Below are 26,505 nucleotides of genomic sequence, written 5' to 3' on the forward strand. Positions count from 1 at the left end.
CCAATGTCCGACGTTCGAATTAGTGTGCTCGTATCGCGTTGCGATATTCGAACATACTTTCTAGGATCGATCCATGGCACTGGCACGAAAAAGCGATCTCGGCGATCTCGCCGCCGAGATCGAGCGCCTGCAGGGCCGCATCGACACGATGCAGCGCCGTCGTGCCGACACCGCACTGGTCCCCGTCTCCGAGGAGCTGTCTCCGCTGTTTCCCGGGGGCGGTCTCGCGCCCGGTTCCGTCTACGCCGTTGAGTCCTCCACCAGTCTGCTGCTGGCACTGCTGAGCGAGGCCTCGCGTGCCGGATCCTGGTGCGCGGTCCTCGGCATCCCCGCTCTCGGCACGGAGGCGGCATCCGCTTACGGGATCGCTCTGGATCGACTCGCCCTCATCCCGCACCCCGGCGAGCGCTGGATGTCGGTCGCGGCCGCCGTCTCCGAGGTGATGCCGCTGATCGTCGTCCGTCCGCCGACGCGCCCCCGCGATGCCGAGGTCGCCCGGCTGAGTGCCCGGCTACGCGACCGCGGCAGCGTCCTGGTGATCGATGGCGATTGGTCCGGTGCAGACGTGGCATTGCGACTGGACGATCCCCGGTGGGAGGGACTCGGCACCGGATACGGCCTGCTGCGCTCACGCACCGTTACAGTCACCGCCCGAGGACGCCGCTCCGCCGGCACACGACGCTCCCGAGTGCAGCTTCCCGGCCCCACGGGCGGGCTGTTCACCCCGCGGTCGCCTGCTCCGACCCCTTTCCCGGCCTTCCCCGCCGGCTCAGACGAACTCGCCCTCCGGCGCGATGAACGCGCACTCGCCTCGCTGGGGGCATCATGAGCACACCCGTTCGCACCCTCGTGCTGTGGTTTCCGGACTGGCCCGTCACGGCGTACTCGCTGAGCCTGCCGCAGCCCTGGGACCCCGCCTCACCCGTCGCGATCATCCGAGCCAATACCGTCATCGCGTGCTCGGCCTCCGCTCGTGCGGAAGGTGTACGACGAGGGAGTCGTCGTCGCGACGCCCAGGCCGCCTGCCCGTCAGTCCATCTCGTCGCCGACGACCCGGATCGTGATGCGCGTTTCTTCCAGCCGTTCATCGCCGCAATCGAAGAGCTGTCCCCCGGCGTCCAGTTGCTGCGTCCCGGTCTGTGCGCACTCCGTGCCCGCGGCCCCGCCCGGTACTACGGCGGAGAGGACGAGGCAGCTCGTGTTCTCCTTCGAATGCTCGCGCAGCACGGGGCACCCGGAGTTCGCGCCGGAGTGGCCGACGGCCCCTTCACCGCCGAGCATGCGGCACGGGCGGCAGCAGCGGACGACGTTCGCATCGTAGCGCCGGGCGACTCCGCCGCATTCCTGTCCCCCCTCCCTGTCACCTCGCTCGAAGATCCCGCACTCGCCGATTTCCTCGCTCGCCTGGGAGTTCGAACCCTGGGCGAGTTCGCCGCTCTCGATCCCACCCGCGTCCACGATCGCCTGTCCGAAACCGGTGCACGGTTGCAGACGCTGGCCGCCGGGGCGGATTCGCGGCCGGTGACCAGTCGCACCCCGCCGCCGAAGCTGTCGCGTGAGATCTCCTTCGAACCTCCCGTGGAACAGGCGGATCAGATCGCGTTCGCGGTACGCACCACGGCAGACGCGGTCATCCGGGCGCTGGCCGAGGTGTCACTGGTGTGCACGGAGCTGCGCATCGAACTGCACGACGACCGCGGCCACATCGCGGAGCGCATCTGGTTGCATCCCTCCTGCTTCGATGCCGGCGGGATCGTGGATCGCGTCCGATGGCAGCTGCAGAGCTCGTGGGAGGCAGCCGAGCCGCTGCTGGCGGGAGGCGTCTGTCGGGTGAGGCTGATCCCCGAAGCCGTGGATGATGCCGCGCATCATCAGCCGGGTCTGTTCGGCCAGGGCACCGATGCCCGATTGCACCATGCGCTCTCGCGCGTGCAGGGGATCCTCGGGCATGAGGGCGTGCTGGTCGCGGCCCCCTCCGGCGGTCGTCTGCTCGCTGACCGACAGGCCCTCATCCCCTGGGGAGATCGTGCCGTCCTCGCTCGGGATCCGCACCGGCCGTGGCCGGGCCGGATGCCGGATCCGCTGCCGGCGACGGTCTTCCGAGAGCGTCGCGCCGTCCGTGTCGTCGGGCACGACGGCGAGCAGATCGAGGTGGACGAGCGTGGTGCGCTGAGCGCGGAGCCCGTGATGCTCCTCGTCGACGGCTCCTCACGTCAGGTGGAGGGCTGGGCCGGTCCGTGGGCGCTTCGCGAGCGGGAGTGGGATGCCGAGAACGCCGTCCGCGCTCATCGCCTGCAACTGCTGTGCGGCGACGAGTCCGCATGGCTCGTGTTGCGAGACGAATCCGGATGGTGCGTTGAGGGGAGGTATGACTGATGGGATTCTCGAACCCGCCGATCTCGTGGTCGAAGCTGGAGAAGGTGCTGAGCGGAACACGGGAGACGCCCGTCCCCGCCGGTGCCGACGGTGGAGACAGCCCCGCGTGGAGCAGGCACCGGGGTGCCTATTCCCCGCCGCCACTGGTTCGGCCCGACGATGCGCTGCCGTATGCCGAACTGCACGTCCATTCCTCATTCTCCTTCCTGGACGGTGCCTCCTCCCCCGAAGAACTGGTCGAGGAGGCGGAACGACTCGGCCTGCATGCCCTGGCCATCACCGATCACGACGGCTTCTACGGCATCGTCCGCTTCGCCGAGGCCGCCGAGGCAACAGGCGTCAACACGGTGTTCGGCGCGGAGCTCTCCCTCAGTCTCCCGGGTCCGCAGAACGGACAGGCCGATCCGGCGGGAGCACACCTGTTGGTTCTGGCACGCGGCGAAGAGGGGTATCACCGGCTCGCGGGAGCTATCACGCGAGCACAGCTGCGCGGCGGCGAGAAGGGGCGCCCGCTGTACGACCTCGACGAGCTCGGTGCCGAGTCCGGCGGCGAGTGGGTCGTGCTCACCGGATGCCGCAAGGGTCTCGTGCGCCAAGCACTGGAAGGCCCGGATTCCCCGGTGCTCGGTCGGCTGCTCGGATCGTCCTTCGCCGGAGAACCCGGTATCGAGGGAGCATCGGCGGCGCTGGAGCGGCTGACCTCGCTGTTCGGACCCGACAACGTGTACGTGGAGCTCACTGATCACGGTGAGCCGGAAGACACCGTGCGCAACGACACCCTCGCTGCCCTCGCCGCTCGGCACCGGCTTCCCACCCTCGCCAGCAACAACGTCCACTACGCGCGTCCCCAGCAGTCTCGCCTCGCCTCCGCCGTGGCCGCGGTGCGGGCGAACCGGAGCATGGACGATCTCGACGGCTGGCTTCCCGCGCACGGCGGGGCGCATCTGCGCTCCGGGGCGGAGATGCACCTGCGCTTCGCCCGGTATCCCGGGGCGGTGGCACGCACGGTGACCCTCGCCGACGAACTCGCTTTTCCCCTGCGCCGCGCCCGTCCCGCACTCCCGAAGCAGGAGGTTCCCGAGGGGCACACTCCCATGAGCTACCTCCGCGAGCTGGTGCATGCCGCCGTGCCGGAGAAGTACCCGCATGCCGATGAGGCGGTCATGCAGCGCATCGACGATGAACTGGCCGTCATCGAGCAGAAGGACTTCCCGGGCTACTTCCTCATCGTGTACGGCATCGTGAAGCGGGCACGTGAACTCGGGATCCTCTGTCAGGGGCGCGGATCGGCCGCCAACAGCGCCGTCTGCTATCTGCTGAACATCACCGCCGTCGATGCGATCAAATACGACCTGCCCTTCGCCCGATTCCTCTCCTCGCTCCGCGACGAAGAGCCCGACATCGACGTGGACTTCGACTCCGACAGGCGTGAGGAGATCATCCAGTGGGTGTACAACGAGTACGGCCGCGAGCGCGCGGCACAAGTGGCTAACGTGATCCAGTACCGCCCGAAGAACGCGGTTCGGGACATGGCTCGGGCGCTCGGTTACTCTCCTGGGCAGCAGGACGCCTGGTCGCGTCAGATCGAGCGGTGGGGTGCCGATCTGTCCAGCGAGCAGAACCACGACATCCCCGACCAGGTGGTCGAGTACGCCACAGAGCTGCTGAAGGCCCCCCGGCATCTCGGCATCCACTCCGGCGGGATGGTGCTGACGGATCGTCCCGTCGGGGAGGTGGTTCCCGTCGAGCACGCACGCATGGCGAAGCGCACCGTCATCCAGTGGGACAAAGACGATGCCGCCTGGATGGGGCTGGTGAAGTTCGACCTGCTGGGGCTGGGGATGCTGGCGGCCCTGCAGCATTGCTTCGATCTCATCAAGCAGTCCACGGGTGAGGTGTGGAAGCTGGAGACCATCCCCAAGGAGGAGCCGGCGGTCTTCGACATGCTGTGTCGGGCTGATTCCATCGGGGTGTTCCAAGTGGAGTCCCGAGCACAGATGGGTCTGTTGCCGCGCCTGCAGCCACGGCGGTTCTACGATCTCGTCATCCAGATCGCCCTGATCCGCCCGGGCCCCATCCAGGGTGGTGCCGTGCACCCGTTCGTGCGTCGCAAGATGGGGCTGGAGAAGGTCACCTATCCGCATCCCAAGCTCATTCCCGTCCTGGAGCGGACGAAGGGGATCCCGGTGTTCCAGGAGCAGCTGATGCAGATGGCGATGGCCATCGGCAACTGCACGGGAGAGGACGCAGATCTGCTGCGGCGCGCGATGGGGTCCAAACGCGGGCTGGAGCGCATCGACTCGCTGAAGGAGAAGCTCTACGCCGGTATGCGCGAGAACAAGCTCAGCGAGGAAGCCGCCGACACCATCTACGCGCAGATTCAGGCCTTCTCGAACTTCGGCTTCGCGGAGTCGCACTCCATCTCGTTCGCCCTGCTGGTCTACGCCAGTTCCTGGATCAAGCTGCACTATCCGGCGGCGTTCCTGGCCGGACTCCTGCGTTCCCAGCCGATGGGCTTCTACTCCCCGGCGTCGCTGGTCTCCGATGCCCGCCATCACGGCGTGCAGGTACTCCGCCCTCATCTGGAGCTGTCCGGGGCCACCGATGGCGTGGAGCTGATCGGCGAGACTCCCGCCGCCACGGGCCTCGACTCCTGCCGGGAGTTCGCTCAGCCTCCGGTCGGCCCGTTCGATCGCGAGGCACCGGATCTCTCCGCCGCGCATCGCCGCGACGGAGCGTGGGCGGTGCGGTTGGGTCTTGCCGGGGTGAAGGGGATCGGCGAGCCCACCGCACGTCGCATCGTGGCAGAGCGTCAGGCACGCGGGAGCTTCGCCGACCTGCACGATCTGGTGCGTCGCACCGGCATCACTGCGGTACAGGTGGAGGCGCTGGCCACCGCCGGTGCGTTCGAGCACCTCGGCATGAGCAGGCGCGAGGCGCTGTGGCAGGCGGGAGCCGCAGCGGAGGATCGTCCCGAGTACCTCCCTGGCACGGCGATCGCTGTCCAGCCGCCTCTGTTCGCCGATCCCTCCGCGTACGAGACTCTGGCAGCCGATCTCTGGGCCACGGGAGTCTCCACGGATGATCATCCGATAACGCACTTCCGATCGGCGCTGAATGATCGTGGCGTGCTGCGCTCTTCGCAGCTGCGCATCCACGAGACCGGTCGGCGTGTGCTCGTGGCGGGACTGGTGACGCACCGCCAGCGCCCCGCGACCGCCTCCGGCATCACGTTCCTGAACCTGGAGGATGAGGACGGCCTGGTCAACGTGATCTGTTCGCAGGGGGTGTGGAGTCGTCATCGCCGCGTGGTGCGCGACTCCCCCGCTCTCATCATCCGCGGCATGTTGGAGCGTTCGCCCGAGGGCGTGACCAACATCCTCGCCGACGACTTCGAGGATCTGAGAGTGGGCGTCTCCCATGCCTCCCGTGACTTCCGCTGAACAGACCGTTACTCCACCTGGTCAGCCCGTCGCCGCACAGCGACAGGCCCGGGCGCGTTCACGGGGGAACGCGCCCGGGCCTGGCACGCAGCATCCTCAGAGCGCGCTCGTGGTCACCACCGACCCCGACTCCGCCCTGCGTTCACTCGCCGTAGGAGTAGAAGCCCTCGCCGGTGGCGATGCCCAGCTTGCCCTTGTCGATGTAGTTCTCCTTCAGCCAGGCGGCGATCTGCTGCCCCTTCTCATCCCCGTGGCTGGAGATGTTGTAGGGGGTGGTCAGCCCGATCACATCGAGGATCTGGAAGGGTCCCATCGGCGCTCCGGTCGCGATCCGCCAGACCTTGTCGACGTCAGCGGGCTCCGCATACCCGAACGCGGCCAGCTCCATACCGGCGTCCAGGAACGGCACGAGCAGCGAGTTCAGCACGTAGCCGGCCTTCTCCTTGCGGATCGGAATCGGCACCATGCCGATCTCGGCGGCGAATTCGACCACCCGGTCGAACACGGCCGGGTCGGTGTCGGGCGTGGACATGACCTCACCGGTGTTGAACTTCCACACCTGGTTGGCGAAGTGCAGTGCCAGGAAACGGTCCGGTCGACCGGTGTAGTCCTTGATGTCGCTCGGCAGCAGCGTGGAGGAGTTGGTGGCGAAAATGGTCTTCGCGGGTGCCAGCTCACCAAGCTTGCGGTACGTGTCCTGCTTGATGGACAGCACCTCGGGCACCGCCTCGATCACGAGGTCGGCGTCGGCTACGGCGGTGGCGAGATCTGCGCTGAGCACGATGCTGTCACGGGTCGCGTCTGCCTTGTCTGCGCCGCCCTCGACATCGGTGCGGTAGGTTTCCGCGAGCTTGGCGAAGCGGTCGCGAGCGGCGGTGAGGGCTGCCTCGTCGATGTCGTATGCCGTAACCTCGAACCCGTGGAAGGCCGTCTGGAAGGCGATCTGCGAGCCGAGCACACCGGTGCCCAGAACAGTCACCTTGCGGATGTCACTGGTCATGTCTGTGTCCTTTCCTGTCACGCGGTCACGCCGCGCACGATCTGCTGGATCTGGAGCCGGACCGAGCGGGTTCGCTCGACCGGAGTGAGAGACGCGCTCACGAGCGCGAGATGGAGCACGGCGAAGATCGAACGCGCGGCCAGTTCCGCCGCGGTATCGCCGGCGGGCAGGAGGGCGGCGACAGCTTCTTCGAGACGCGTGATGACGGCGATCCCCTCCTGGCGGTGCGGCTCCTCCGCACTGCCGAAGAGGAGCTCGCGCTGGTACGCAGTCGTGTTCTCCGGGTGCCGTTCGGCCAGTGCGAGTACGGGCTCGATGAGGGCGAACACCGCCTCGGCAGGATCGTCGATCGCGCGTGCGCGCGCGATTCCGGCTTCGACTGACGCCGCGAACGCCTCGTTCTCCACCATCAGGATGAGCTCTCCTTTGGTGGCCGCGTACCGGAACAGCGTGCCGGCGGCCACGTCGGCACGCTCGGAGATCTGCTGGGTGGTCACTCCCGAGAAGCCGCGTTCGACGAACAGGTCGCGCGCGGCCGCCATGATGCGCTCCCGCTTGTCCTGCTTGTTGCGGTCCCGTCGCCCGTTCATCGCCACTCCTGAGTTTGCTCATTTATGAGTATACTCACTTTTCCGGATGACGGGGTCTCATGCGAAAGGATGACGCGAATCAGCCCGCGGGCCGACGCATCCGCCGCTCGGATTGCCGAGGCTGGAAACATGAACTCGATCATCCGCGCAGACAACCTCGTCAAGACGTACGGTGCCACCACCGCCCTGGCGGGGGTGAGCCTGTCCGTGAGCCCGGGCGAATCGGTGGCCATTATGGGTGCGTCCGGATCCGGCAAGACCACGCTGCTGCACACGCTCGCCGGCGTGATCACCCCGGACTCCGGATCTGTCATTCTGACAACGGGCGGTGGTTCACAGGACGTCGCCCGAATGAGCGACAGCGAGCGCTCTCGCCTGCGTCGGGAGTCGTTCGGCTTCGTGTTCCAGCAGGGCCTGCTGCTGCCGGAGCTCACCGCCCTGGAGAACGTCGCCCTCTCCGCTATGCTGGCCGGCGCGTCTCGCACGGACGCAGAGGCCCGGGCTCGCACATGGCTGGCCCAGCTCGGCCTCGGGGGCATGGAGGAGCGTCGGATCGGCCAGCTGTCCGGCGGCCAGGCGCAGCGCGTCGCGATCGCCCGCGCCCAGGTGACCGGCGCGCCTGTGGTCTTCGCCGACGAACCGACCGGAGCACTGGATTCACGCACATCGTCCGAGGTGATGACGGCCCTCATCGCGGCCACCGCCGGTCAGGGCCGCACACTGATCGTGGTCACGCACGATCGCACGGTCGCCACACGCTGCAGCCGGATCATCGAGATGCGCGACGGTCGCATCTCCGGCGCCTGGGCCGCCCCGCAGGCAGAACAAGCTCCAGCTCCGGCTGATCGCACTGACGTGACATCCCACCCGGACGCCCTCCTGGCTGCCGTCGCCATGCCGACCTCCGCGCGATCGGAGCACGGACGATGAACGCGCGCATGATCGGGCAGGTGCTGGCTCTCTCGCTCCGCAACGAGAAGGGCAGCCGATCGACGGTGATCCTGCCGCTCGTCGCCTTCGCGATCGTCACGGCGCTGATTCTGGTGCTGTTCGGCGGGGCGCAGACCTTCTGGGCCTACCAGGACGATGTGTCCCTGATGTACCAGGCGCTCGCGGTCATCGCCCTCGCGCTGCTCCTGCCACCGATGCTCTCCCTCGGCGGCGCCGCCGCGCGCCTGTCCGCGGGACGGCGAGATGAGCGACTGTCAACGCTGCGTCTGCTCGGCGTGCCGTCGTCCGTGATCCAGGTGGCGACCGTCGTCGAATCTGCCGCCATCGCCTTGCTCGGTGCGATCGTCGGTTCGATCGGATCGTTCGCTCTGCTCCCCCTGATCGCGCTTGTCCCGTTCCGCGGGGCGCCGCTGGGATTCGCGGCCGTCGTTCCTCCGCTGTGGGGCTTCGCTGCGGTGGCGACGACCGTGGTTCTGATCGCCGCCATCAGCTCCATGCTGAGCCTGCAGCGTGTCGTGCTCTCCCCGCTGGGGGTTCGAACCCGTCAGGATGCGCCGCGTCTGTCGTGGCTGCGCCCCGTGATCGCCGTCGTGTTCGTCGCGATCGCCTCCACCGTCGCGGGCGCCATCGGCGGCGTCGCGGCAGCGCCGTTCATCATCCTCGGCATCCTCGCCCTGTGCTTCGGTGGCACCCTCGCGCTCCTCAACCTCGTGGGTCCGTGGGTCCTGGCAACCGTGGCTCGCAAGCAGGCCCGGCGCGCCGCGACACCGGCGAAGCTCCTCGCCGCGCGACGCGTGACCGAGGATCCGAAGGCGGCATGGCGGCAGATCTCCGGCATCGCCATGACGAGCTTCATGTCCGTGTTCGCCGGCGCCGGCGTCTCGCTGCTCGGCATGATCGGTGACGACGCGGGATCCGCCGCTGACCAGTTCCTCATCGCCGACATCCGAACCGGCCTGATCATCACCGTTGTGGGTTCCTTCATCATGGTCGCGTGCGCAGTAGGGGTCTCGCAGTCTGCGGATGTGATCGACCGGCGCGAGCTGTCGCGCTCGTTGACCATGCTCGGCACCGAGGTCTCCACGATGGACGCTGCTCGCCGCCGCTCGGTCATGTCGCCGCTGCTGCTCACCAGCCTGGGTTCAGCTGCCATCGCCGCCATCGTGCTGTTCCCGCTGGTGGGCGCGAGTCTCATCATCGCGCCACTCACGTTCGTGGTCATCGGCGGCGTGCTGCTGGTGGGTGCCGGAATCGTGCGCATCGCCCTCATGACCTCGCGACCGCTCCTGGCAGCCACCGCGCGTATCGGCTGACGCCCTTCCGAGACGCATGACAAGGAACCTTGACATCCTTCCTCCCATGAGGGACAGTGGTGTCAAGGTTCCTTGTCATGCACGATGGGAAAGGGGGTGTCATGCCTCGCCTCGATCCGGGACGTCGAACGCGCTCGTTCTCGCAACTGATGGCGCTCGATGCACGAGAAATGGTCCGCTTTCCCCTGGTCGGCGTGTCCATGCTCACCATGATGCTGATCCTGCTGATCATTCACACGAGCCTCTGGTACGCGTTCACGATGATGGGAGCCGCACCGCGCGTCCTCGTCACCGGTTCTGAGGCGCCCATGATCTCGGCAGAACTCTCCGGGCACGATGCCATCACGATCGTGACGGAGTCGGGCACGCCTGCCGCCAACGCACAGATCGCTCTGGAATCGAGTCGTGCCACGGTGACGCTCCGGGAGAGCGGCGTGGCGTGGGACCCGATCTGGCAGGCGCTGCGCGCTGCAGACGTTCGCGCCGACCACATCCGCGTCATCGACGCCGCCGGCGACGACGTACCCGACTTTCTCCAACTGAATCTGGGGACCAGCCTGCTGGCCGGCATCGCCTCGATCGCACTCCTCGGCACCGCTGTCCCGATCGTCGGCATGCGCGAGCGCGGTACCCTCCGCCTCATCGCCACCACGCCCACCCCTCGCTGGCTGTACCTCGTCTCGTTATTGCCCCTGCGGCTCGCTCTCGTGGCCGTCACCAGCACCGCAATTGCGCTGATCGCAATTGCGCGCCGCTACGCTGACCCCGGCTCGATGGGCGTTCTGACGATCACGATCGTGTGCGGATCGGTGATGCTGTTCGGCGTCGCGGCGCTGGTCGCTGCGCGCGCCCCGAACACCGACGCGACGCAGCAGACGCTGGTCACGGTCATCCTCGCCCTCGTCTTCAGCGCCGGTGGTGCCGCACCGCTCACGTTGTTGCCGCAACCCGCACAGGTCGTACTCGGGCTTCTTCCCGGCTCGTGGTTCGTCGGTGCTGTGAATCAGACCATCGCTGGAGTCCCCACCACCATCCCCGTCTCTGTGGCGTGTGCGTTGATGCTCCTCGTCGGCGGGGCTTGTGCGCTGACCGCGACCCGCCGGTTCCGTTGGGACGAGCCGGGCGTTCGACCGGCGGATCGCCTGACCGCCGCACGCGTTCCGAGACCCGCTGACCCGCTGCCCCTGGAAAGGACGATGTCATGAGCGAGAGAACTCCGCGCGAGCGCGCAGCCGCGCGCCGCTACCTCTGGGAACTGATGATTCCCACGGTGCTCTTCGTGGTGCTCATCGTGGTCGTGCCGATCATGATCGCCCCACCGGAAGGCTCACCGCCGGCGATCGTCATCGCCCTGCTGCCCCTCATCCCCGCCGTGTGGATGCTCATCGCCGTCGTGCGCTTCACCCGAACGTTCGATGAGTACATGCGCGGGTTCGCGCTGCGCGCCTGCGCGGTGGGATTCGCCGCGGCGATGATCACCGCCGTCGCCGTGGGGATCATCGAAGGCGCGGTCGGACCGCTGCCCAACGTGGTGTGGGCCGTGTTCGTGGTGGGCATGTCCGCGTGGGGTGTCACGCTGGCCGTGTCATCGACGCGAGACGCACGATGAACAACACGATCCGCTCGCTGCGACTCGCTGCGGGTCTGTCCCAGGTGGAGCTCGCCGAGACACTCGGAGTGTCGCGACAGACCGTGAACGCTTTGGAGACCGGTAAGTACGATCCCTCGCTGCCGCTCGCGTTCCGTATCAGCGCGACATTCGATCGGCGCATCGAAGACATCTTCTTTCCCGGCGCCGAGGATGCGCCGCCGACGGGAGGTCGGCGATGAACGCGGCGATCCTGGTGGAGAACGCAACGCGTCATGTCACCGCAACGCGAGCACCTCGCGGGCGTCACAGCAGAGCCGAACATCGCTCGCCGCGCACGATTCTGGATGATGTCTCGTTCGCGGTGCGAGAGAACGAGATCACCGCGTTGCTGGGGCCGAACGGCGCGGGAAAATCGACGACCATCGAGCTCATCGCCGGGTTGGAACGCCCGTCGTCCGGCGAGGTTCGCGTGTTCGGACTCGATCCGTATCATTCGCGTCGAGAGATCACACGGCTCGTCGGCGTCCAACCGCAGTCCGGCGCGCTGCCGCCGTTTCTCACCGTCGATGAAACGCTCCACCTGTTCGCTGCGTTGCGTCACGACTCGTCGAACACCGATGGCCTGCGCGGGCGACTCGGTTTGGACGCGGCGAGGAACACGAGAGTGAAGCATCTCTCGGGCGGCCAGCGGCGGCGTCTCCTCATCGGCGCCGCTCTTCTCGGCAGACCCCGCCTTCTCGTCTTGGACGAGCCGGGGGCCGGACTCGACCCGGCGATGCGGCGGGAGGTCGACGACCTGATTCTGGAGATCCGCGCCGAGGGGACCACCGTTCTGCTGACCACGCATCACCTCGACGAGGCCGAGTTCCTGTGTGATCAGGTGGTGATCCTCGCCGGGGGCCGTGTGGTGACCGCTGGTTCGCCGGCGGACCTCACCCGCGATCTCGCACGAGACGCAGAAGTCTCATTCACCGTCGGATCCGACGTGGATGAGGGTCGCCTCCGCGACGTGATCGGTGGGGACTGGCACGCCCGTCCGATCCCCGGGGGCGAGCGGATCAGCGTGTTCACCTCCGATGTCGACACGCTCCTGCGACGGCTGACATTCGCTCGGGATCTCAGCGCCACCGGGATCAGCGTTCATCAGCCGACTCTGGAAGACGCCTACCTCGCGGTGACGTCATGACCGCGATCTCCTCGCGGGAGCTACCTGCCACGACCGCCGACCGCACCAGCCGACCGATGCGCCTCGATGTCTGCCGCGGCGCACCGGAACTGATGGCCCTCTACCTGCGAGAGCTGCAGCGATCCCCGGCGCTCTGCCTGACCGTCGTCGGCACGGCGATCGGGCCCACCGCCGCGGTCCTCGGGTTGGATCTCCTGCTGCGCGGAGATGGGGCCGTGTTCGCCGCCAGCGCTCCCACACTTACGGCGCTCATCGGATTGATTGTTCCGATGTCGCTGCTCACGCTTCCGCTCGTGCGCCTGCGTGACCGGGGAACCCTCCGGTTGATCGCAACGACAGCGGCGCGCCAATTCTCGGCGATGCTCGCGGGACTCACCGTCGCAGCGCTCGGCACCGCGACAGCCATGACGGTTCTCGTCGGCGCGCTCGTCATCTTCGCGCCGCTCGGACCTCGCACGCTGGTAGGCGCTCTGACCTCGGCCGTGTTCGGCATCGGGGTCGCGTCTCTCGTCGGCGCATGCGTTCGGCAATCGACCACAGCCCGTGCGTTGGCCGTGGTCGTCCCGGCGGTCGCCGTTCTCGCGAGCGACGCCCTCCCCTGGGGTCGCATCTTCCCCTCGCTGACCGCCCTGACCGACCTGCTGCCGACTGCGATCATCGGGCAGGCCGTCAGCGCGGGATCGGCATCGGCGTCACCGCCTGACCTCGCGCTTCTGTCCGTCGCCATCGTGAGCATCGTGGTATGTCTCGCCAGCGTTCGATGGTGCCGCGCCTGAGGTGCGCCGCGCCGCATCTCCGCGGCCCGACGTCTTGCCGTAGACCGGCGCGGAATCACATTGCGGTGTGGGGAGTCCGCGCCCGCCGCGCCACCGGGGGCTCTCCCACACGAACTGCACCGACAAACGAAATCGGCTTGCCCGCGGCAGTCGCGTGGTCGATCTCACGTTGCACCGACGCCCCGATGTACCCGTTGGGGCAGACCACAATGACGCGATCCGCGAGCTCGATCTTGCGCAGATGCAGCGCGTCCAGCGCCGTCTTCTCCTCGTCAGTGACCGGGCCATCCGCCTCCGCGGGCGCCAGCACGATGATCCCGGCGAACGTCAGCTGACGATTCACTGCGCGCATCAGATCCGCGAACCGAGCCGAACCGCAGATGCAGACGATCTCCGGACGGCCCTCCGGCTCGCGAACGTCAGACATGCCTCAGCTGGCGAAGGCCTGCCGCGCTTCCCACGCGGAGCGGACCATCTCGTCGACGTCGTGACGCATGGCCCAGTCGAGGTCGCGCGCCGCGAGCTCACCCGTGGCAACGATCCGGTCCGGGTCGCCCGGACGACGCGGGGCGATTTCCGGCGTGAAGTCGATACCGGTGACGCGCGCCATCGCATCCATGATCTGCTTGACGGAGAGGCCGTTCTGCGAACCGAGGTTGTACGCCGGCTCCACCGGCTCACCGGCATCGAGGCGACGGGCTGCAGCCACGTGCGAGATCGCAAGATCCGAGACATGCACGTAGTCGCGTACGTTGGTGCCGTCGGGGGTGTTGTAGTCGTCGCCGAAGATAGCGGGGGTGCGTCCGTCGAGCAGACGGTCGAACACCATCGGGAACAGATTGTGCGGGCTGGTGTCGGGCAAGCCCTTCTCCCCCGAGCCGACCACGTTGAAGTATCGCAGCGAGGTGTGACGCAGCGGCTTGTCGCTGTCGGCCGTGGCCACCGCCTGATCACGGATGAGCCACTCACCGATGAGCTTCGACTCTCCGTAGGGCGAAGCGGGTGCCTTCGGCAGATCCTCGGTGACGAGGTCCACGTCGGGGGTGCCATACACGGCGGCAGACGAGGAGAAGACGAGCTTGTCGGCACCGGTCTCCGCCATCGCGTCGAGCACGACACGGGTGGCCTCGACGTTCTGCTGGTAGGTGTGCAGCGGACGACGCACCGATACTCCGGCGTACTTGTACCCGGCGACGTGGATCACGCCGCTCACGCCGTGCTCGCGCAGCACGCTGACCAGGAGCTCACGGTCCAGGATGTCGCCCTGGATGAAGGCGACACCCTCCGGCACGAACGACGCGTGCCCGCTGGAGAGGTCATCGATGACGACCGGAGTCATCCCGGCGCTCTGCAGAGCGCGAACGACATGGGAACCGATGTAGCCGGCGCCGCCGGTGACAAGCCAGGTGGTCATAGTTCCATCCTGCCAGCCTCAGCTGGTGTGCCGTGCCCGTTCCGCACGCGCCGACCATCGACCGCCCTCGTATCCCACGGTGATCGGATGCTCGAAGGCCCGCGAGATCACCTCGGTGGTGACCGTGTCCACGGCCGCTCCGACCGCCACCGTGGCGCCGTGCGAGATCACCAGCGCATGCGTGGTCGATTCCGGAAGCTCCTCCAGATGATGGGTCACGAGCACCGACGCCACCTCCGGGACGTCGCGGGCCAGGTCATCGATGGTCTCCAGCAGCTGTTCGCGCGCGGCGACGTCGAGGCCCGTGGTCGGCTCGTCCAGCAGGAGGAGTCGCGGTTCGGCGATCAGGGCTCGCGCGATCAGCGACCGGCCGCGTTCGCCCTGCGACAGGTGCTGCCACAGCCCGTCGCGCTGAGCGGTGAGGCCGACCAGGGCGATGAGCTCGTCGGCTCGGGCGATCTCTGCCGCGCTGGGCTCCCACCGCATCGGTCGTTCGACGGTGCCGGTGATTCCGGTCAGGACGATGTCCTGCACGGAGTGCGCCGTGCGGATCGGGTGCCGCGGATTCACGTGTCCGATATCGCGCCGCAGCACGGCCAATTCAACACGGCCGAGGCGCCGGCCCAGCACGTCGACGGTGCCCGACGTGGGAAACGTCTGTGCACCGCAGAATCCGAGGATCGTGCTCTTGCCCGCACCGTTGGGGCCCAGCAGTGCCCAGTGCTCCCCCGCACGCACGGTGAGGTCGATACCGTGCAGAATCGTCCGTCCCTCGCGACGGAAGACGATGTCGCGCAATTCGAGAACGGCTGGGGACGATTCGAGGGCGGTCATGAGAGTGCTCCTTCACGACAGGTGGCGGGGGCGAATACGCGGACGACCTTCACGACAGGAAGTCCTTCAGCGCGGTCAGGTGCGTGCGGCTGGTCGCGGCGGAACGCGGCGCGTCGCGATCGATGATCGCCTCCGCGAGCGCGACGTGATCATCGTGATCTGCGTCCGAACCGCCGGTGGGGCGTCGTCGCACCATCTCCTGCATCGATTCACGCAATCGAGGCGTGAATCCGTCGAACAGCTCGAGCAGGATCGGATTGTGGGCGGCCGCGACCACCGTGCGGTGGAAGGCGAGATCCGCCACGACGTACTCCTCGCGGGTAAGCGCGTCGTCAGCTCGCGCGGCCAGAGCATCACGAAGCGCACGGATGTCGGTGCGCGTGCGACGTTCCGCGGCGAGTGACGCGGCTTCGGTCTCGATGGCGATGCGCGCCTCGATCACGGCGGTGAGGTCCGCGCGCCGCACCACGTCGTCCCATTCCTCCGCCACGTCCAGCGCCGTGACAAAGACGCCGGCTCCTTGACGGGCGGCGAGCACACCACGACCGGCGAGCAGCCGGATCGCCTCGCGCACCGTGGAGCGACCGACACCGAGCTGCGGAGCGAGCGTGGTCTCGCCCGGGAGCTTCTCGCCGAGTTCCCACTCCTGCGCACGCACGCGCTCCAGGAGGAGACGCGCGGCTTGATCGGCCAACGGCTCACGTCGTACCTGGGCCATGCCCACCTCCGCTCTCGTGTCCGTCCAGTATCGCTCGGATCCAGGAAGCATGTCTACTTGTCTGAGGAGTGGTGTACAGTCGACCTCATGACTCGGCTTCTCCTCCTTCTTCGCCACGACGGGCTCTGACCGACCGGTACCCGTCGTGGCTCGCGTGCACCGGTCGATCACGCTCAGAAGAAGAGGAAAAAGTCATGACCGCCACCGCCATCCGCACGGCCCCGTTCTGGAACCGCCAGCAGCCCTCCCCCATGCCGTCGCACCGTTACACCGACGTGTTCTCCCGGGTCGAGGTGCCGCTCACCCAACGCTCCTGGCCCGATGCCCGCATCACCGAAGCCCCGCTCTGGGTCCCGGTCGACCTCCGTGATGGGAACCAGGCGCTGGCTGAGCCGATGGACCCCGCCCGCAAACGCCGTTTCTTCGAGATGATGGTGCGCATCGGCTACACCGAGATCGAGGTGGGATATCCGTCGGCGTCGCAGACGGACTACGACTTCGTCCGGCTCATCGCCGAGACGGACATCGCGCCAGAGCACGTCACCATCGTGGTGTTCACGCCGGCCCGGCGCGATCTCATCGAGCGCACCGTGGAGTCGATCCGCGGTGTCCGAAACCCCGTCGTGATCCACATGTACGCGGCGACAGCCCCGATGTGGCGCAACGTGGTGCTGGGTCGCGATCGCTCCGAGCTGCGGGAGCTGATCCTGAGCGGCGGACGAGACGTCCTGGAGTTCGCCGGCGACCTCCCCAACGTGCGGTTCGAATTCTCACCCGAGGTGTTCAATCTCACCGAGCCGGACTTCGCCCTGGACGTGTGCGACAGCATGACAGCGCTCTGGGAGGCGTCCGAAGATCGGCCGGTGATCCTGAACCTGCCGGCCACCGTGGAGATCGCAACGCCCAACGTCTACGCGGATCAGATCGAGTTCATGCATCGCAACCTGGCGCGTCGGGACGGGGTGATCCTGTCCGTGCACCCGCACAACGACCGCGGCACCGGGATCGCGTGCGCAGAGCTGGCGGTTCTCGCCGGAGCGCAGCGCGTCGAGGGCTGCATCTTCGGCAACGGTGAACGCACGGGCAACGTCGATCTCGCCACGCTCGCCCTGAACCTGCACGCGCAGGGCGTCGACCCGATGATCGACTTCTCCGACATCGACGAAGTGCGCCGTGTGGTCGAGGACAGCAACCGGATCGAGGTGCACCCACGGCATCCGTACGTCGGCGACCTCGTGCACACCGCCTTCAGCGGGACGCATCAGGACGCGATCCGCAAGGGCTTCGCCGAGCACCGCGAGCGCGCGGCAGCAGAAGGCATCGACGAGCGCGAGGCGGCCTGGCGCGTGCCGTACCTGCCCGTGGATCCCGCGGATCTGGGACGCTCGTACGACGCCGTGATCCGCGTCAACTCGCAGTCCGGCAAGGGCGGCATCGCCTATCTGCTGGAGACCGAGTACGGCATCGAACTCCCGCGCCGCGTCGAGGTGGACTTCTCTCGCCACGTCCAGCGGCATGCGGATGCGACGGGTGACGAGGTCTCCGCCGCGGACCTCTGGGACGTGTTCTCCGCGACGTACTTGCGCCCGACTCCCTACGGCGTACGGGAGATCGACACGGATGAGAACAGCAGCACGGCGCGAATCGTGGACGGCAACGGATCCGAACTGAGCGCCACCGTGTCTGGGGGTCCCGTGGAGGCGGTGCTCGCCGCGCTGGGTTCTTCGGTGACGGGGATCGAGGTGCTGAGCCTGCACCAGACCTCGATCGGTCGCGGCGCTGACGCGGATGCCCTGACGCTGATCGAGTACCGCTCCCCCGCCGGCGTCCGCTGGGCCGCGGGCCGCCACCGCTCCACGGTGACCGCGACCGCGCGGGCCGTGCTCGTCGCCGCCGGTTCCTGAGCAGGCGAAGCGAGACGAAGGACCTCCATCGTTCGTGAGGCTCCTTCGTCTCGCTCGCGCTCGCTGCGCAACCGAACGCGGTGCGCGAGTTGCCCCGATAGCATGCGGGACACAGAGTTGATCCATGACCAATGCACTCGATCGCGCCCGGGGTGCGCTCACGGGTCTCGCCCTCGGTGACGCGCTCGGCATGCCGACGCAAGACCTGGCGCGGGATGTGATCCTCGCCGACTACGGCGACATACGGGAGCTTCGCGACGCGGGCCCGCATCAGCTCATCGCCGCGGGACTCTCGGCCGGCACGATCACCGACGACACGGAGCAGGCGGTCCTCCTCGCCGACATCCTGATCGACGCCGGTGGAACGATCGATCCTCATCGTTTCGCCGAGGCGCTCCTCTCCTGGGAACAGCGCATGATCGCGGCTGGGTCGCTCGACCTCCTCGGCCCGTCCACGAAGCGCGCGCTGTCGCGGCTGCAGGCGGGCGAGGACCCGACGGTCACCGGAACCCGTGGTGCGACGAACGGCGCCGCGATGCGGGTCACACCCGTCGGCATCGCGTTCGCGCCTGACTCGCGGACCTCGCTTCTCGACGCCGTGCACGCGTCCGCGCTCGTGACGCACAACACCTCGATCGGGCTCGCGGCAGCGACCGCCGTGGCCGGAGCGGTCAGCGCAGGCATCGACGGCGCCGATGTGCGCGAGGCGGTGCTGTTCGGCGCTGACCTCGCGGATGAGGCTGAGAGCCGGGCGCCGTGGATCGATGGTGCCCGAATCGGACCACGCGTCCGCTGGGCCGTCGAGCTGCTGCAGGGCGCTCTCCCCGCCGACGCGACGCGTCTGTGCATCGATCTCATCGGCACCTCGGTCGCGGCGCAGGAATCGGTGGTGGCCGCACTCGCCCTTGCAGCAGGGAGTCTGGACCCGTGGAGCGCGCTCGGCGTGGCAGCCAGTGTCGGCGGCGACACCGACACCATCGGGGCCATCGCGGGAGCGGTGCTCGGGGCAGGGTGGGGAATGCAGGCGTGGCCGACAGACGCCGTCGCGCTGGTCACGAGCGTCAACACGCTGGATCTCACCTCCCGCGCCTCGGCTCTGCTCACGCTGCGCGACACGGGTTCCGCGGCGTGACCGTGTCGCGTCCGCGCGGGCCGTCGCGCGGTCATTCGCCCGCGGAGACGGGCTCACCTAGGATGCGGGCATGAACTTCTCCGCCGGGTACATTGCCATCCTCTACGTCGTGCTGGCCACCCTCATCGGCCTGGCCATCGCCTATGCCGTGATCTTCCTCGCCGTGCGCCAGGCGCTGCGTTCCCACGCGGTGTGGGTGGCCACCGGCAAGCTGGATGCCGTGGTCAACGGGCGCCCGTACACGGAGCGGCCGAAGGGCTGACACGCCCTCCCCGACAACACGAACAGAGAGCACATGACCGTCACGCCACAGTCCGGCCGTCTGGTGTACGCCGGAAGTGTCATCGTCGACATCGGCGTCGCGGTGCCCGCGGTTCCCCGTCCGGGCGCGGAGGTACTGGCGACGCACGCTGAGATCACGGCGGGCGGAGGAGCCAACACTCTCATCGCGGCCGCGCGCGACGGCGCCGCCACGGTGTACGCGGGCCGGTACGGCACCGGTCCGTTCGGCACGATCGTCGCGGATGCGCTGGACGACATCGGGTGCGAGACCCCGATCCCCGCCGTGGCGGAGCGCGACAGCGGCTACTGCGTGGTGATGGTGGATGACAGCGCCGAGCGGACGTTCATCACGGTCGACGGCGCAGAAGCCGGCGTCTCGTCGAGCGAGCTTGCGGCGATCGACGTGCGCGACGACGACCTCGTCGCGGTCACGGGGTACGTGCTAACACCAGCGACCGGTGCGGAGTCCGTTCCCGCCTGGCTGGAGTCACTGCCATCCACTCGTGTGCTGTTGGACCCCGCCCCGGTGTTCGGCAGCGTGTCAGCAGACGTGCGTCGGCGCGTCCTCGCCCGCACCGACGTCCTCACCGCGAATGCCACCGAGGCCCGCGAACTCGCCGCGGCCGACGAGGATGCTCCCCTCGTCGACGTCGCAACTCGCCTGCGCGGGATGTTGCGACCCGAGGCCGTTGTTCTCGTCCGTGACGGTGGTGCGGGCTGCTGGGTTGCAGATGGCGCGGGCACGCGCGCGGTGGCGGGGTTCCCGCAGCGCGCCGTGGACACGACGGGGGCCGGCGATACGCACCTCGGCGTCCTGTGCGCGGCGCTGTTGCGCGGCGACTCGATCGATGCCGCCGCGCGCCGCGCGAACGCCGCCGCCGCAATCTCCGTCACTCGTCGCGGGCCCGCGACCTCCCCCGATGCGCGGGAGACGGACACGCTGCTGGCGACGCATCTCCCCGCGAGCGATGATTCCGATCGTCGCCTCGAGACAGGCAATCCGAACTCCGACGCCACGGCGGCGCCGCGCAGCGAGCGGGCCGAATGACGCGTTACCCCGACAGCATCGCGGCCGCGGTCGAGCATGAACTCGTGATCAAGAAGTCTCGGTTCATCGCGCAGGCGATCCCCGTGCGCTCCGTTCCTGAAGCGGACGCCGCCATCGCGGCCATCCGCACGAGGTACTGGGATGCACGCCACAACTGCACCGCGATGATCACCGGCCTGCTGGGCGACCAGGCACGCTCGTCCGACGATGGCGAGCCGAGCGGTACGGCCGGGATGCCCATGCTGGAGGTGCTCCGTCGTCGCGAGCTCACCGATCTCGTGGTCGTCGTCACACGATACTTCGGCGGCATCAAGCTCGGTGCGGGCGGCTTGGTCCGCGCGTATTCCTCGGCTGTTTCGGAAGCGCTCGACCGCGCGGCGATCATCCGCCGCCGGGAGTTGGTCGCGGTGTCCGTGGAGGTGGCCCACGCGGACGCCGGGCGATACGAGAACGTGCTGCGCGACTGGGCGGGCCGCCACGATGCTGTCATGGATGAGACGCGGTACTCCGCGAGTGCCGTGCTCGGGTTGCGCGTGAGCCCCGATGCGCTGGACCGATTCGACGCGGACCTCGCGTCGGCCTCAGCCGGGATGGTCGTCGCTCATCGCGGCGAGGTGTCGGTGATCGACGTTCCCGCGAGCTGACCGAACCTGTCGCCGGTGGCGAAGCCGTCATGACTCGGCACCGTCCGTAGACTGGATGCCTGCCGCACGAATCAGTGCACGACGGAGGCGGGGAGGCGCGATGGCGGACGATGTAGCGAGCGTGATGGCGGAGCTCGCCGCGCTCGAGGACCCGCGGATGCGCGCCGTCAACGAACGGCACGGCGACGACCACGGAGTCAACCTCACCCAGCTGCGCGGCGTAGCCAAGCGGATCGGAGCGCAGCAGCCGCTGGCGGACGATCTCTGGGCCACGGGCGACACCGCGGCCCGGCTGCTGGCGCTCCTGCTCATGAAGCCGAAGGACCACTCGGCCGACGAGCTCGACGCGATGCTCCGCGAGGCACGCGCACCGAAGGTGATCGACTGGCTCGTCAACTACATCGTGAAGAAGTCTCCGCACGCGGAGACACTGCGACAGCGGTGGTTCACTGATTCCGATCCTGTCGTGCAGGCGGCCGGGTGGGGGCTCACCTCCGAGCGCATCGTGAAGAGGCCGGCGGGGCTGGACCTGGCGCACCTGCTGGACCTGATCGATCCCGCGATGCGCGATGCCCCCGAACGACTGCAGTGGGCCATGAACGACGCGCTCGCCCAGATCGGCATTCACCACCCCGAGTACCGCGAGCGCGCGCTGGAGATCGGCGAACGACTCGAGGTCCTGAAGGACTATCCCACCCCACCGAACTGCACGTCCCCGTTCGCTCCGCTCTGGATCGCGGAGATCGTGCGCCGACGGGAAGGCGCGTGAGCGCGCGCTTCACCGACGTGTGGTTCGATTTCTTCGGCACCCTCGTCGAATATCAGCCGAGTGTGCACACGGGGGATGGCACCGCCCTCACGGCGCCGCAGGCCTTCGCAGCTCGCCACGGCTCGCGGGCCGACGCCCGGACCGCGTGGGATCGAGCCTGGGCTGAGCACGAATCCGATGCGGTCGCCACAGGTCGCGAATACTCGCTGTCACAGGTGGCAGCGCGGTTCGCTGCGCTGATCGACGTGGACGCTTCCGTCTCGGACCGCGAGCTGCTGATCGACGAGTACCTCAGGGACTGGATCGTGCCCGTCCGAGTACGCGACGGTGCGCGCGAAGCACTCACGACCCTGGTGAAGGACCATCGCGTGATCGTCGTCAGCAACACGCACCACGAGCGCCTCGTCCCCGACCTGCTCGCCCGGTTCGATCTGGACGCCCACGTCCACGCCACGGTGCTGTCCGTATCGGAGGGATGGCGGAAACCACACCCGAATCTCTTTGCGGCGGCGCTCGCGAAGTACCCCGTCGACCCGTCGCGCGTCGCCTTCGTCGGCGACACCTGGGACGCCGACGTCGAAGGACCGCGCCGCGCCGGCATGTCGGCGTTCTACGTGGGCGCACCGGGCCCGAGCCGTCCGGCGCTCGCCCTACTTGATCTTCCCGCGCACCTCAGCGCCTGAACCCGAGAAGGACCCATGACCACCACGTCAGCCCCCGCACAGCACAGTGTCATCCTCGATGTCGACACCGGCATCGACGACGCGATGGCCGTGCTGTACGCGCTGCACCACCCCGACATCGACGTGCGCGCGATCACCTGTGTCGCCGGCAACGTCGACCTGCCGCAGGTGCTGGACAACACGCTCGCCCTGCTGGAGCTCGCGGGTGCCCCGCAGATCCCCGTCGCCGGCGGTGCCGAGCAGCCGCTCATCGGCGAAGCACGTTCTGCGGCCTGGATCCACGGATCCGACGGTGTCGGCGGCATCGCACTGCCCCGCGGCGTCCGCTCGCCTGAGCCGGTCCGAGCCGTGGAGCTGTTGCGACGCACGCTGATGGAGTCGGAGAAGCCGCTCACGATCATCACGCTCGCTCCCCTGACGAACATCGCGCTGCTGCTGCGCGCTCACCCCGAAGTGACCCCGCGCATCGCGCGCATCGTCACGATGGGCGGATCCGCGTCTGTCGGCAACGCGAGCGCCACCGCGGAGTTCAACGTGTGGCACGACCCCGAGGCCGCGCACATCGTGTTCACCAGCGGCATCCCGCTCACGATGTACGGCCTGGATGTCTTCGACCGTATCCGCGCCGACGACGCACATGTGGCGGCGCTTCGTCAGGACGACCCCGTCCAGCGCGCTCTCGCCGGTCTTCTGTCGTTCACGGTGACCGTGCCCGGCGGCGACACCATCGTCGACAACCGCCGCATCGGCGACGCCGGTGCCGTGATCGCGCTCACCAACCCGGAGCTGTTCACGTTCGAGTCGTATCCCGTGCATGTCGAGCTCGCACCGAGCGCGAGTCGTGGAGCGACCATCGTGGACCGCCGCCCGCACGCGGCCGAGGACGCGGTGCACGGTGCGCAGGGCGCGTGGCCGGTGCTGGACATCGCGCTGCAGGCCGACATCGACGCCGTGCTGTCCACCTTCTTCGCCGTCTTCCCCCGCTGACACCACCACCCCGGGGCGACCCACCAGCCCGCGAGACTTCCCTCTGTGGGCGACAATCAACGCAACTAGCGTGACCCGCGTTTCGTGGAGTTGGTGTCTCGTTTCCTTTCTGCCGGTTACGCGGCGATGAGTTCTGTCAGCTTTTCGGCTGGGGTGGCGTAGTCCAGGCTCTGGTGTCGTCGCGCGGTGTTGAAGTACTGGATGTAGTCCGCGACGGCGTTCGTGGCCTGCGCCCGGGTGGTGAAGCGCTGCCAGCGGAGTCGTTCCTGCTTCAGCTTGGAGAAGAACGACTCGGCGACAGCGTTATCCCAGCACTGGAAGTTCTTGCCCATCGACCTTCGGATGCTGTGCTTGCGGCAGAACCCTGCGAATCGCTTCGACCGGTATTGGGTGCCGTGATCGGAGTGGAAGATCGCGTTCTCCTTGACGTGCCCGCTGCGCAACGCTCGTCGCAACGCTGTCACGACCAGCTCCGCGGTCTGTCTGGCACCCGATGCCCACCCGATCACCGAACGTGAGGCCAGATCGATGACAGTGGCGACATAGAGCCATCCTTCATCGGTACGGACGTAGGTGATGTCGCCGACGAGCACCATTCCCGGCTCCAGCACGTCGGAGAAGTGACGGTCGACGAGGTCCTCCGGGTCGGCGCTCGCCCGGGCCCGGGCCGCGGCCCGCTCGAACGCCGCCTCGGTGGCTCGGGGCATCAGCTTCATCGCCTTCATCGCCTTCAGGACGCTCTTCGGGTTCACGGGCAAGCCGTGATCTATCCTCAGGTCAGCGGCGATCTTGCGGTGCCCAACGGTATACAAGGACCGCACGAACAGGCCGAGCACTTTCGCGTGCAACACCGCCCGCCACTGCGCTGTCGCCGACAGCGGTCGCGTCTTCCAGGCGTGGTACCCCGACTCGGAGACACCGAACTTGCGGCACAGGTACTGGATGGAGAAATCAGCCTTCATTCGATCGATCACCGCGAACCATTCCGCCGGCGAGAGATCTCCTGAACGAAGGCGCGCGCTTTTTTCTCGAAGTCGAGTTCCTTGCGCAGTCGAGCGTTCTCCTCCTCCAACTTCCGCACACGCTTGCGCGCAGCATCCGTCAACGTCCCCGACGGATCCAGCTCGATATCACGAGCCGTCCGCACCCACCGATACAGCGTCTGAAACGGAACCCCGAGATCATCCGCGACCGCACGAATCGTGCGCCCCCTCGACTCCCGATAGATCCGCACCGCCTCCGCACGCTGATCCGGATGCCACTGCTGACCCTTGCGCCGCTCAGGACGCTTCCCCTGCTCTTCCATAAATCACCTGAGACACAGCCTCCACCATCCGCGGGTCACCGCAAACGCGCCGATTCTCGCCCACGCACGGAAGTCTCGCGGGTCAGCTTTCGTCGAGGGTGGCGGCGTGGCGGTCGAGGAACTCGTACACCGCGACGGTGTCGATCCCCGTGGTGCTGCCGTCCGGCATCGCGGCCAGCAACGATGAGTTCAGCCGCGCGCTCGGGAACGCCTGCCCACGCCAGTGCGCGGCCGCCTCGGCGCGGGGTTCGCGACAGCACGTGGGGTCGGGACACGTGGACGTCATGCGCCGGCGGGTGTCGCGACCACGGAACCAGCGCGAGTCGGCGAATCGTGTTCCCACGCTGAGGGAGAACTCGCCGTTGCTGGCGCTCACGATCGCCGAAGTGCACCAGTAGGTGCCCACCGGCTTGTCCGTGAGCTGATGGTACGGGGTGAGCCGATCCTCCACCTCGAATACCTGCCGAGCACTCCACCAGCGGCACACGCGCTGACCCTCCACCGATCCCAGCGCATCGGTCGGGAACTGCACGTCGTCATTCTCATACGCCTTCGAGATCACGCCGCTGGAGTGCACCTTCGTGAAGTGCACGGGAATCCCGAGGTGGCGCGTCGCGAGATTGGTGAACCGATGCGCCGCCGTCTCGTAGCTCACCGCGAAGTGGTCACGCAGGTCCTCCACGGAGAGCTCGCGCGCCGCCTTCGCCTCGGTCAGATACGGAACGGCGCTCGACTGCGGCACCATCAGCGCACCGGCGAGATAGTTGGTCTCGACCCGCTGCCGGAGCAGATCACCGTAGTCCTGGGGTTCGGGCTGACCCAGCACGTGCGCAGCAAGTGCCTGCAGCAGTGCTGATCTCAGATCCGTCCCGCGCTGATGCAGTGGCAGGTAGATCCGTCCGTGGCGGCGATCCGTGATGCTGCGTGTGCTGCCGGGAAGATCACTGACATAGTGCAGCGAGAAGCCGAGATGGGTCGCCAGCTCCCCCGTCTCGCGCTGTGACAGCGGACCGCCGCGATGCCCGATGGCACCGAGGAGCTCGGCCGCCGAATTCTCCAGCTCCTCGTAGTAGTTGTCGCGGCGACGCTGTTGGGCCCGCAGTTCCGTGTTGGCGCGTCGGGCCTCTTCGGGTGTGGCCGCGCGCTGTTCGTGCAGACGGCCGAGTTCATCGTGCAGGCGGAGGATCGTCTCGATCGCCTCGTCGCTGAGCGAACGACGAATCGGCAGGGCTTCCAGCCCGAGCGAGCGATACAGCGGCCCACGCTGCGCCCGCTCCAGGGCGATCTCCAACTCGTCACGACGTGAGAGCGGTGCGGGCTCGAGCAGCGCATCCAACGTGGTGCCGAGCGCCTTCGCCAGCCGCTGCAGTTCGACCAGACGCAGCTCCCGCTTGCCGTTCTCGATGACCGACACCTGCGAGGCGGCACGATCGATCGCGCGCCCGAGGTCCTCCACCGTCATCGCGCGTTCCTGTCGCAGCGCGCGGATCCGGCGGCCAATGGTGAGGGAATCGAGCATGTCTTCATCGTCGCCGTGCGCGCGTCGTTGCATCGCCAT

General features: G+C 67.9%; 27 protein-coding genes. 18 read left to right on the forward strand and 9 right to left on the reverse strand.

All coding sequences use genetic code 11. The annotated features are described in order from the left end of the window. Window positions 1-73: 73 nt before the first annotated feature. From ABTV68_RS12970 to ABTV68_RS12980, 3 genes are read left to right on the forward strand one after another with little or no spacing between them, the layout of a single operon-like run. Window positions 74-829 carry a hypothetical protein gene (locus ABTV68_RS12970; RefSeq protein WP_433674112.1) on the forward strand — a complete coding sequence of 252 codons (756 nt, stop codon included), beginning with the start codon at window positions 74-76 and terminating at the stop codon, window positions 827-829. Next, on the forward strand, window positions 826-2,376 hold the full coding sequence (locus ABTV68_RS12975; protein ID WP_433674113.1) for a DNA polymerase Y family protein: 1,551 nt from the start codon (window positions 826-828) through the stop codon (window positions 2,374-2,376). The genes ABTV68_RS12970 and ABTV68_RS12975 overlap by 4 nt, the downstream gene beginning before the upstream one ends. Further along, complete coding sequence (locus ABTV68_RS12980) at window positions 2,376-5,819, forward strand: error-prone DNA polymerase (protein WP_433674114.1); 3,444 nt, start codon at window positions 2,376-2,378, stop codon at window positions 5,817-5,819. Before ABTV68_RS12975 ends, ABTV68_RS12980 begins: the two co-directional genes overlap by 1 nt. A gap of 142 nt (window positions 5,820-5,961) precedes the next feature. On the opposite strand, the gene ABTV68_RS12985 is transcribed toward ABTV68_RS12980, so the two are convergent. After that, entirely contained in the window at window positions 5,962-6,819 is an 858-nt protein-coding gene (locus ABTV68_RS12985; RefSeq protein WP_433674115.1) for a 3-hydroxyacyl-CoA dehydrogenase, read from the reverse strand. Window positions 6,820-6,836: 17 nt separating this feature from the next. Then, on the reverse strand, window positions 6,837-7,409 hold the full coding sequence (locus ABTV68_RS12990; protein WP_433674116.1) for a TetR/AcrR family transcriptional regulator: 573 nt from the start codon (window positions 7,407-7,409) through the stop codon (window positions 6,837-6,839). Between the two features lie 129 nt (window positions 7,410-7,538). Here ABTV68_RS12990 and ABTV68_RS12995 point away from each other — a divergent pair, with 129 nt between their 5' ends. The 7 genes from ABTV68_RS12995 to ABTV68_RS13025 all read left to right on the forward strand — a co-directional run bounded on the left by ABTV68_RS12995 (window position 7,539) and on the right by ABTV68_RS13025 (window position 13,226). Then, window positions 7,539-8,339: an ABC transporter ATP-binding protein gene (locus tag ABTV68_RS12995; protein WP_433674117.1), complete on the forward strand. Its 801-nt coding sequence runs from the start codon at window positions 7,539-7,541 to the stop codon at window positions 8,337-8,339. Continuing rightward, window positions 8,336-9,673 carry a permease gene (locus tag ABTV68_RS13000; RefSeq protein WP_433674118.1) on the forward strand — a complete coding sequence of 446 codons (1,338 nt, stop codon included), beginning with the start codon at window positions 8,336-8,338 and terminating at the stop codon, window positions 9,671-9,673. Before ABTV68_RS12995 ends, ABTV68_RS13000 begins: the two co-directional genes overlap by 4 nt. A gap of 170 nt (window positions 9,674-9,843) precedes the next feature. Next, entirely contained in the window at window positions 9,844-10,878 is a 1,035-nt protein-coding gene (locus ABTV68_RS13005; RefSeq protein ID WP_433674119.1) for an ABC transporter permease, read from the forward strand. Further along, window positions 10,875-11,282, forward strand: coding sequence for a hypothetical protein (locus ABTV68_RS13010; protein ID WP_433674120.1), 408 nt, complete (start codon window positions 10,875-10,877; stop codon window positions 11,280-11,282). The genes ABTV68_RS13005 and ABTV68_RS13010 overlap by 4 nt, the downstream gene beginning before the upstream one ends. Then, window positions 11,279-11,503 carry a helix-turn-helix transcriptional regulator gene (locus ABTV68_RS13015; RefSeq protein ID WP_433674121.1) on the forward strand — a complete coding sequence of 75 codons (225 nt, stop codon included), beginning with the start codon at window positions 11,279-11,281 and terminating at the stop codon, window positions 11,501-11,503. Before ABTV68_RS13010 ends, ABTV68_RS13015 begins: the two co-directional genes overlap by 4 nt. Further along, window positions 11,500-12,450: an ABC transporter ATP-binding protein gene (locus tag ABTV68_RS13020; RefSeq protein WP_433674122.1), complete on the forward strand. Its 951-nt coding sequence runs from the start codon at window positions 11,500-11,502 to the stop codon at window positions 12,448-12,450. The genes ABTV68_RS13015 and ABTV68_RS13020 overlap by 4 nt, the downstream gene beginning before the upstream one ends. Further along, the gene (locus tag ABTV68_RS13025) at window positions 12,447-13,226 is read left to right on the forward strand and encodes a hypothetical protein (RefSeq protein ID WP_433674123.1); all 780 of its coding nucleotides are present in this window, start codon (window positions 12,447-12,449) and stop codon (window positions 13,224-13,226) included. Before ABTV68_RS13020 ends, ABTV68_RS13025 begins: the two co-directional genes overlap by 4 nt. 55 nt (window positions 13,227-13,281) lie before the next feature. On the opposite strand, the gene ABTV68_RS13030 is transcribed toward ABTV68_RS13025, so the two are convergent. Genes ABTV68_RS13030 through ABTV68_RS13045 form a run of 4 tightly spaced genes read right to left on the reverse strand, consistent with a single transcriptional unit; the run spans window position 13,282 to window position 16,192 of the window. Then, window positions 13,282-13,653 (reverse strand): hypothetical protein, encoded by a 372-nt coding sequence (locus ABTV68_RS13030; protein ID WP_433674124.1) that lies wholly within the window; start codon window positions 13,651-13,653, stop codon window positions 13,282-13,284. A gap of 3 nt (window positions 13,654-13,656) precedes the next feature. Beyond that, window positions 13,657-14,640, reverse strand: coding sequence for a UDP-glucose 4-epimerase GalE (galE, locus tag ABTV68_RS13035; protein WP_433674126.1), 984 nt, complete (start codon window positions 14,638-14,640; stop codon window positions 13,657-13,659). Window positions 14,641-14,658: 18 nt separating this feature from the next. Further along, window positions 14,659-15,474, reverse strand: a complete 816-nt coding sequence (locus ABTV68_RS13040) for an ABC transporter ATP-binding protein (RefSeq protein WP_433674127.1) — start codon at window positions 15,472-15,474, stop codon at window positions 14,659-14,661. Between the two features lie 49 nt (window positions 15,475-15,523). Next, window positions 15,524-16,192 carry a FadR/GntR family transcriptional regulator gene (locus ABTV68_RS13045; protein ID WP_433674128.1) on the reverse strand — a complete coding sequence of 223 codons (669 nt, stop codon included), beginning with the start codon at window positions 16,190-16,192 and terminating at the stop codon, window positions 15,524-15,526. Window positions 16,193-16,386: 194 nt separating this feature from the next. Between ABTV68_RS13045 and ABTV68_RS13050 the strand changes: the two genes are divergently transcribed. The 8 genes from ABTV68_RS13050 (at window position 16,387) to ABTV68_RS13085 (ending at window position 23,641) form a co-directional block, all read left to right on the forward strand. Continuing rightward, on the forward strand, window positions 16,387-18,096 hold the full coding sequence (locus ABTV68_RS13050; protein WP_433674129.1) for a 2-isopropylmalate synthase: 1,710 nt from the start codon (window positions 16,387-16,389) through the stop codon (window positions 18,094-18,096). A gap of 124 nt (window positions 18,097-18,220) precedes the next feature. Further along, on the forward strand, window positions 18,221-19,228 hold the full coding sequence (locus tag ABTV68_RS13055) for an ADP-ribosylglycohydrolase family protein (RefSeq protein WP_433674130.1): 1,008 nt from the start codon (window positions 18,221-18,223) through the stop codon (window positions 19,226-19,228). Between the two features lie 70 nt (window positions 19,229-19,298). Then, window positions 19,299-19,490 (forward strand): hypothetical protein, encoded by a 192-nt coding sequence (locus tag ABTV68_RS13060; protein WP_433674131.1) that lies wholly within the window; start codon window positions 19,299-19,301, stop codon window positions 19,488-19,490. A 33-nt stretch (window positions 19,491-19,523) separates the two neighbouring features. Continuing rightward, complete coding sequence (locus tag ABTV68_RS13065) at window positions 19,524-20,558, forward strand: PfkB family carbohydrate kinase (RefSeq protein ID WP_433674132.1); 1,035 nt, start codon at window positions 19,524-19,526, stop codon at window positions 20,556-20,558. Next, entirely contained in the window at window positions 20,555-21,202 is a 648-nt protein-coding gene (locus tag ABTV68_RS13070) for an IMPACT family protein (protein WP_433674133.1), read from the forward strand. The genes ABTV68_RS13065 and ABTV68_RS13070 overlap by 4 nt, the downstream gene beginning before the upstream one ends. Before the next feature lie 100 nt (window positions 21,203-21,302). Then, window positions 21,303-21,971, forward strand: coding sequence for a DNA alkylation repair protein (locus ABTV68_RS13075; protein WP_433674134.1), 669 nt, complete (start codon window positions 21,303-21,305; stop codon window positions 21,969-21,971). Further along, window positions 21,968-22,654 carry an HAD family hydrolase gene (locus tag ABTV68_RS13080; protein WP_433674136.1) on the forward strand — a complete coding sequence of 229 codons (687 nt, stop codon included), beginning with the start codon at window positions 21,968-21,970 and terminating at the stop codon, window positions 22,652-22,654. Before ABTV68_RS13075 ends, ABTV68_RS13080 begins: the two co-directional genes overlap by 4 nt. Window positions 22,655-22,669: 15 nt before the next feature. Then, window positions 22,670-23,641, forward strand: coding sequence for a nucleoside hydrolase (locus ABTV68_RS13085; RefSeq protein ID WP_433674137.1), 972 nt, complete (start codon window positions 22,670-22,672; stop codon window positions 23,639-23,641). 116 nt (window positions 23,642-23,757) lie between these two features. Here the strand turns inward: ABTV68_RS13085 and ABTV68_RS13090 are convergent, their stop codons facing one another. The 3 genes from ABTV68_RS13090 to ABTV68_RS13100 all read right to left on the reverse strand — a co-directional run bounded on the left by ABTV68_RS13090 (window position 23,758) and on the right by ABTV68_RS13100 (window position 26,499). Further along, a complete protein-coding gene (locus ABTV68_RS13090; protein WP_433674138.1) occupies window positions 23,758-24,603 on the reverse strand; it encodes an IS3 family transposase in 846 nt (281 codons plus the stop codon). Window positions 24,604-24,611: 8 nt separating this feature from the next. Next, window positions 24,612-24,947 (reverse strand): transposase, encoded by a 336-nt coding sequence (locus ABTV68_RS13095; RefSeq protein WP_433674139.1) that lies wholly within the window; start codon window positions 24,945-24,947, stop codon window positions 24,612-24,614. Window positions 24,948-25,029: 82 nt separating this feature from the next. Then, the gene (locus ABTV68_RS13100) at window positions 25,030-26,499 is read right to left on the reverse strand and encodes a helix-turn-helix domain-containing protein (protein WP_433677611.1); all 1,470 of its coding nucleotides are present in this window, start codon (window positions 26,497-26,499) and stop codon (window positions 25,030-25,032) included. Between the last annotated feature and the right edge of the window lie 6 nt (window positions 26,500-26,505).

It is taken from the genome of Microbacterium gorillae (assembly GCF_050990725.1).
GTDB classification, from domain to species: domain Bacteria; phylum Actinomycetota; class Actinomycetes; order Actinomycetales; family Microbacteriaceae; genus Microbacterium; species Microbacterium gorillae_A.

What these genes read in the sequence shown, in the direction of transcription:
- ABTV68_RS12970 (WP_433674112.1), top strand. Translation starts at nt 74, where the DNA reads ATGGCACTGGCACGAAAAAGCGATCTCGGCGATCTCGCCGCCGAGATC.
- ABTV68_RS12975 (WP_433674113.1), top strand. Translation starts at nt 826, where the DNA reads ATGAGCACACCCGTTCGCACCCTCGTGCTGTGGTTTCCGGACTGGCCC.
- ABTV68_RS12980 (WP_433674114.1), top strand. Translation starts at nt 2,376, where the DNA reads ATGGGATTCTCGAACCCGCCGATCTCGTGGTCGAAGCTGGAGAAGGTG.
- ABTV68_RS12985 (WP_433674115.1), bottom strand. Translation starts at nt 6,819, where the DNA reads ATGACCAGTGACATCCGCAAGGTGACTGTTCTGGGCACCGGTGTGCTC.
- ABTV68_RS12990 (WP_433674116.1), bottom strand. Translation starts at nt 7,409, where the DNA reads ATGAACGGGCGACGGGACCGCAACAAGCAGGACAAGCGGGAGCGCATC.
- ABTV68_RS12995 (WP_433674117.1), top strand. Translation starts at nt 7,539, where the DNA reads ATGAACTCGATCATCCGCGCAGACAACCTCGTCAAGACGTACGGTGCC.
- ABTV68_RS13000 (WP_433674118.1), top strand. Translation starts at nt 8,336, where the DNA reads ATGAACGCGCGCATGATCGGGCAGGTGCTGGCTCTCTCGCTCCGCAAC.
- ABTV68_RS13005 (WP_433674119.1), top strand. Translation starts at nt 9,844, where the DNA reads ATGGTCCGCTTTCCCCTGGTCGGCGTGTCCATGCTCACCATGATGCTG.
- ABTV68_RS13010 (WP_433674120.1), top strand. Translation starts at nt 10,875, where the DNA reads ATGAGCGAGAGAACTCCGCGCGAGCGCGCAGCCGCGCGCCGCTACCTC.
- ABTV68_RS13015 (WP_433674121.1), top strand. Translation starts at nt 11,279, where the DNA reads ATGAACAACACGATCCGCTCGCTGCGACTCGCTGCGGGTCTGTCCCAG.
- ABTV68_RS13020 (WP_433674122.1), top strand. Translation starts at nt 11,500, where the DNA reads ATGAACGCGGCGATCCTGGTGGAGAACGCAACGCGTCATGTCACCGCA.
- ABTV68_RS13025 (WP_433674123.1), top strand. Translation starts at nt 12,447, where the DNA reads ATGACCGCGATCTCCTCGCGGGAGCTACCTGCCACGACCGCCGACCGC.
- ABTV68_RS13030 (WP_433674124.1), bottom strand. Translation starts at nt 13,653, where the DNA reads ATGTCTGACGTTCGCGAGCCGGAGGGCCGTCCGGAGATCGTCTGCATC.
- galE (WP_433674126.1), bottom strand. Translation starts at nt 14,640, where the DNA reads ATGACCACCTGGCTTGTCACCGGCGGCGCCGGCTACATCGGTTCCCAT.
- ABTV68_RS13040 (WP_433674127.1), bottom strand. Translation starts at nt 15,474, where the DNA reads ATGACCGCCCTCGAATCGTCCCCAGCCGTTCTCGAATTGCGCGACATC.
- ABTV68_RS13045 (WP_433674128.1), bottom strand. Translation starts at nt 16,192, where the DNA reads ATGGCCCAGGTACGACGTGAGCCGTTGGCCGATCAAGCCGCGCGTCTC.
- ABTV68_RS13050 (WP_433674129.1), top strand. Translation starts at nt 16,387, where the DNA reads ATGACCGCCACCGCCATCCGCACGGCCCCGTTCTGGAACCGCCAGCAG.
- ABTV68_RS13055 (WP_433674130.1), top strand. Translation starts at nt 18,221, where the DNA reads ATGACCAATGCACTCGATCGCGCCCGGGGTGCGCTCACGGGTCTCGCC.
- ABTV68_RS13060 (WP_433674131.1), top strand. Translation starts at nt 19,299, where the DNA reads ATGAACTTCTCCGCCGGGTACATTGCCATCCTCTACGTCGTGCTGGCC.
- ABTV68_RS13065 (WP_433674132.1), top strand. Translation starts at nt 19,524, where the DNA reads ATGACCGTCACGCCACAGTCCGGCCGTCTGGTGTACGCCGGAAGTGTC.
- ABTV68_RS13070 (WP_433674133.1), top strand. Translation starts at nt 20,555, where the DNA reads ATGACGCGTTACCCCGACAGCATCGCGGCCGCGGTCGAGCATGAACTC.
- ABTV68_RS13075 (WP_433674134.1), top strand. Translation starts at nt 21,303, where the DNA reads ATGGCGGACGATGTAGCGAGCGTGATGGCGGAGCTCGCCGCGCTCGAG.
- ABTV68_RS13085 (WP_433674137.1), top strand. Translation starts at nt 22,670, where the DNA reads ATGACCACCACGTCAGCCCCCGCACAGCACAGTGTCATCCTCGATGTC.
- ABTV68_RS13090 (WP_433674138.1), bottom strand. Translation starts at nt 24,603, where the DNA reads ATGAAGGCTGATTTCTCCATCCAGTACCTGTGCCGCAAGTTCGGTGTC.
- ABTV68_RS13095 (WP_433674139.1), bottom strand. Translation starts at nt 24,947, where the DNA reads ATGGAAGAGCAGGGGAAGCGTCCTGAGCGGCGCAAGGGTCAGCAGTGG.
- ABTV68_RS13100 (WP_433677611.1), bottom strand. Translation starts at nt 26,499, where the DNA reads ATGCAACGACGCGCGCACGGCGACGATGAAGACATGCTCGATTCCCTC.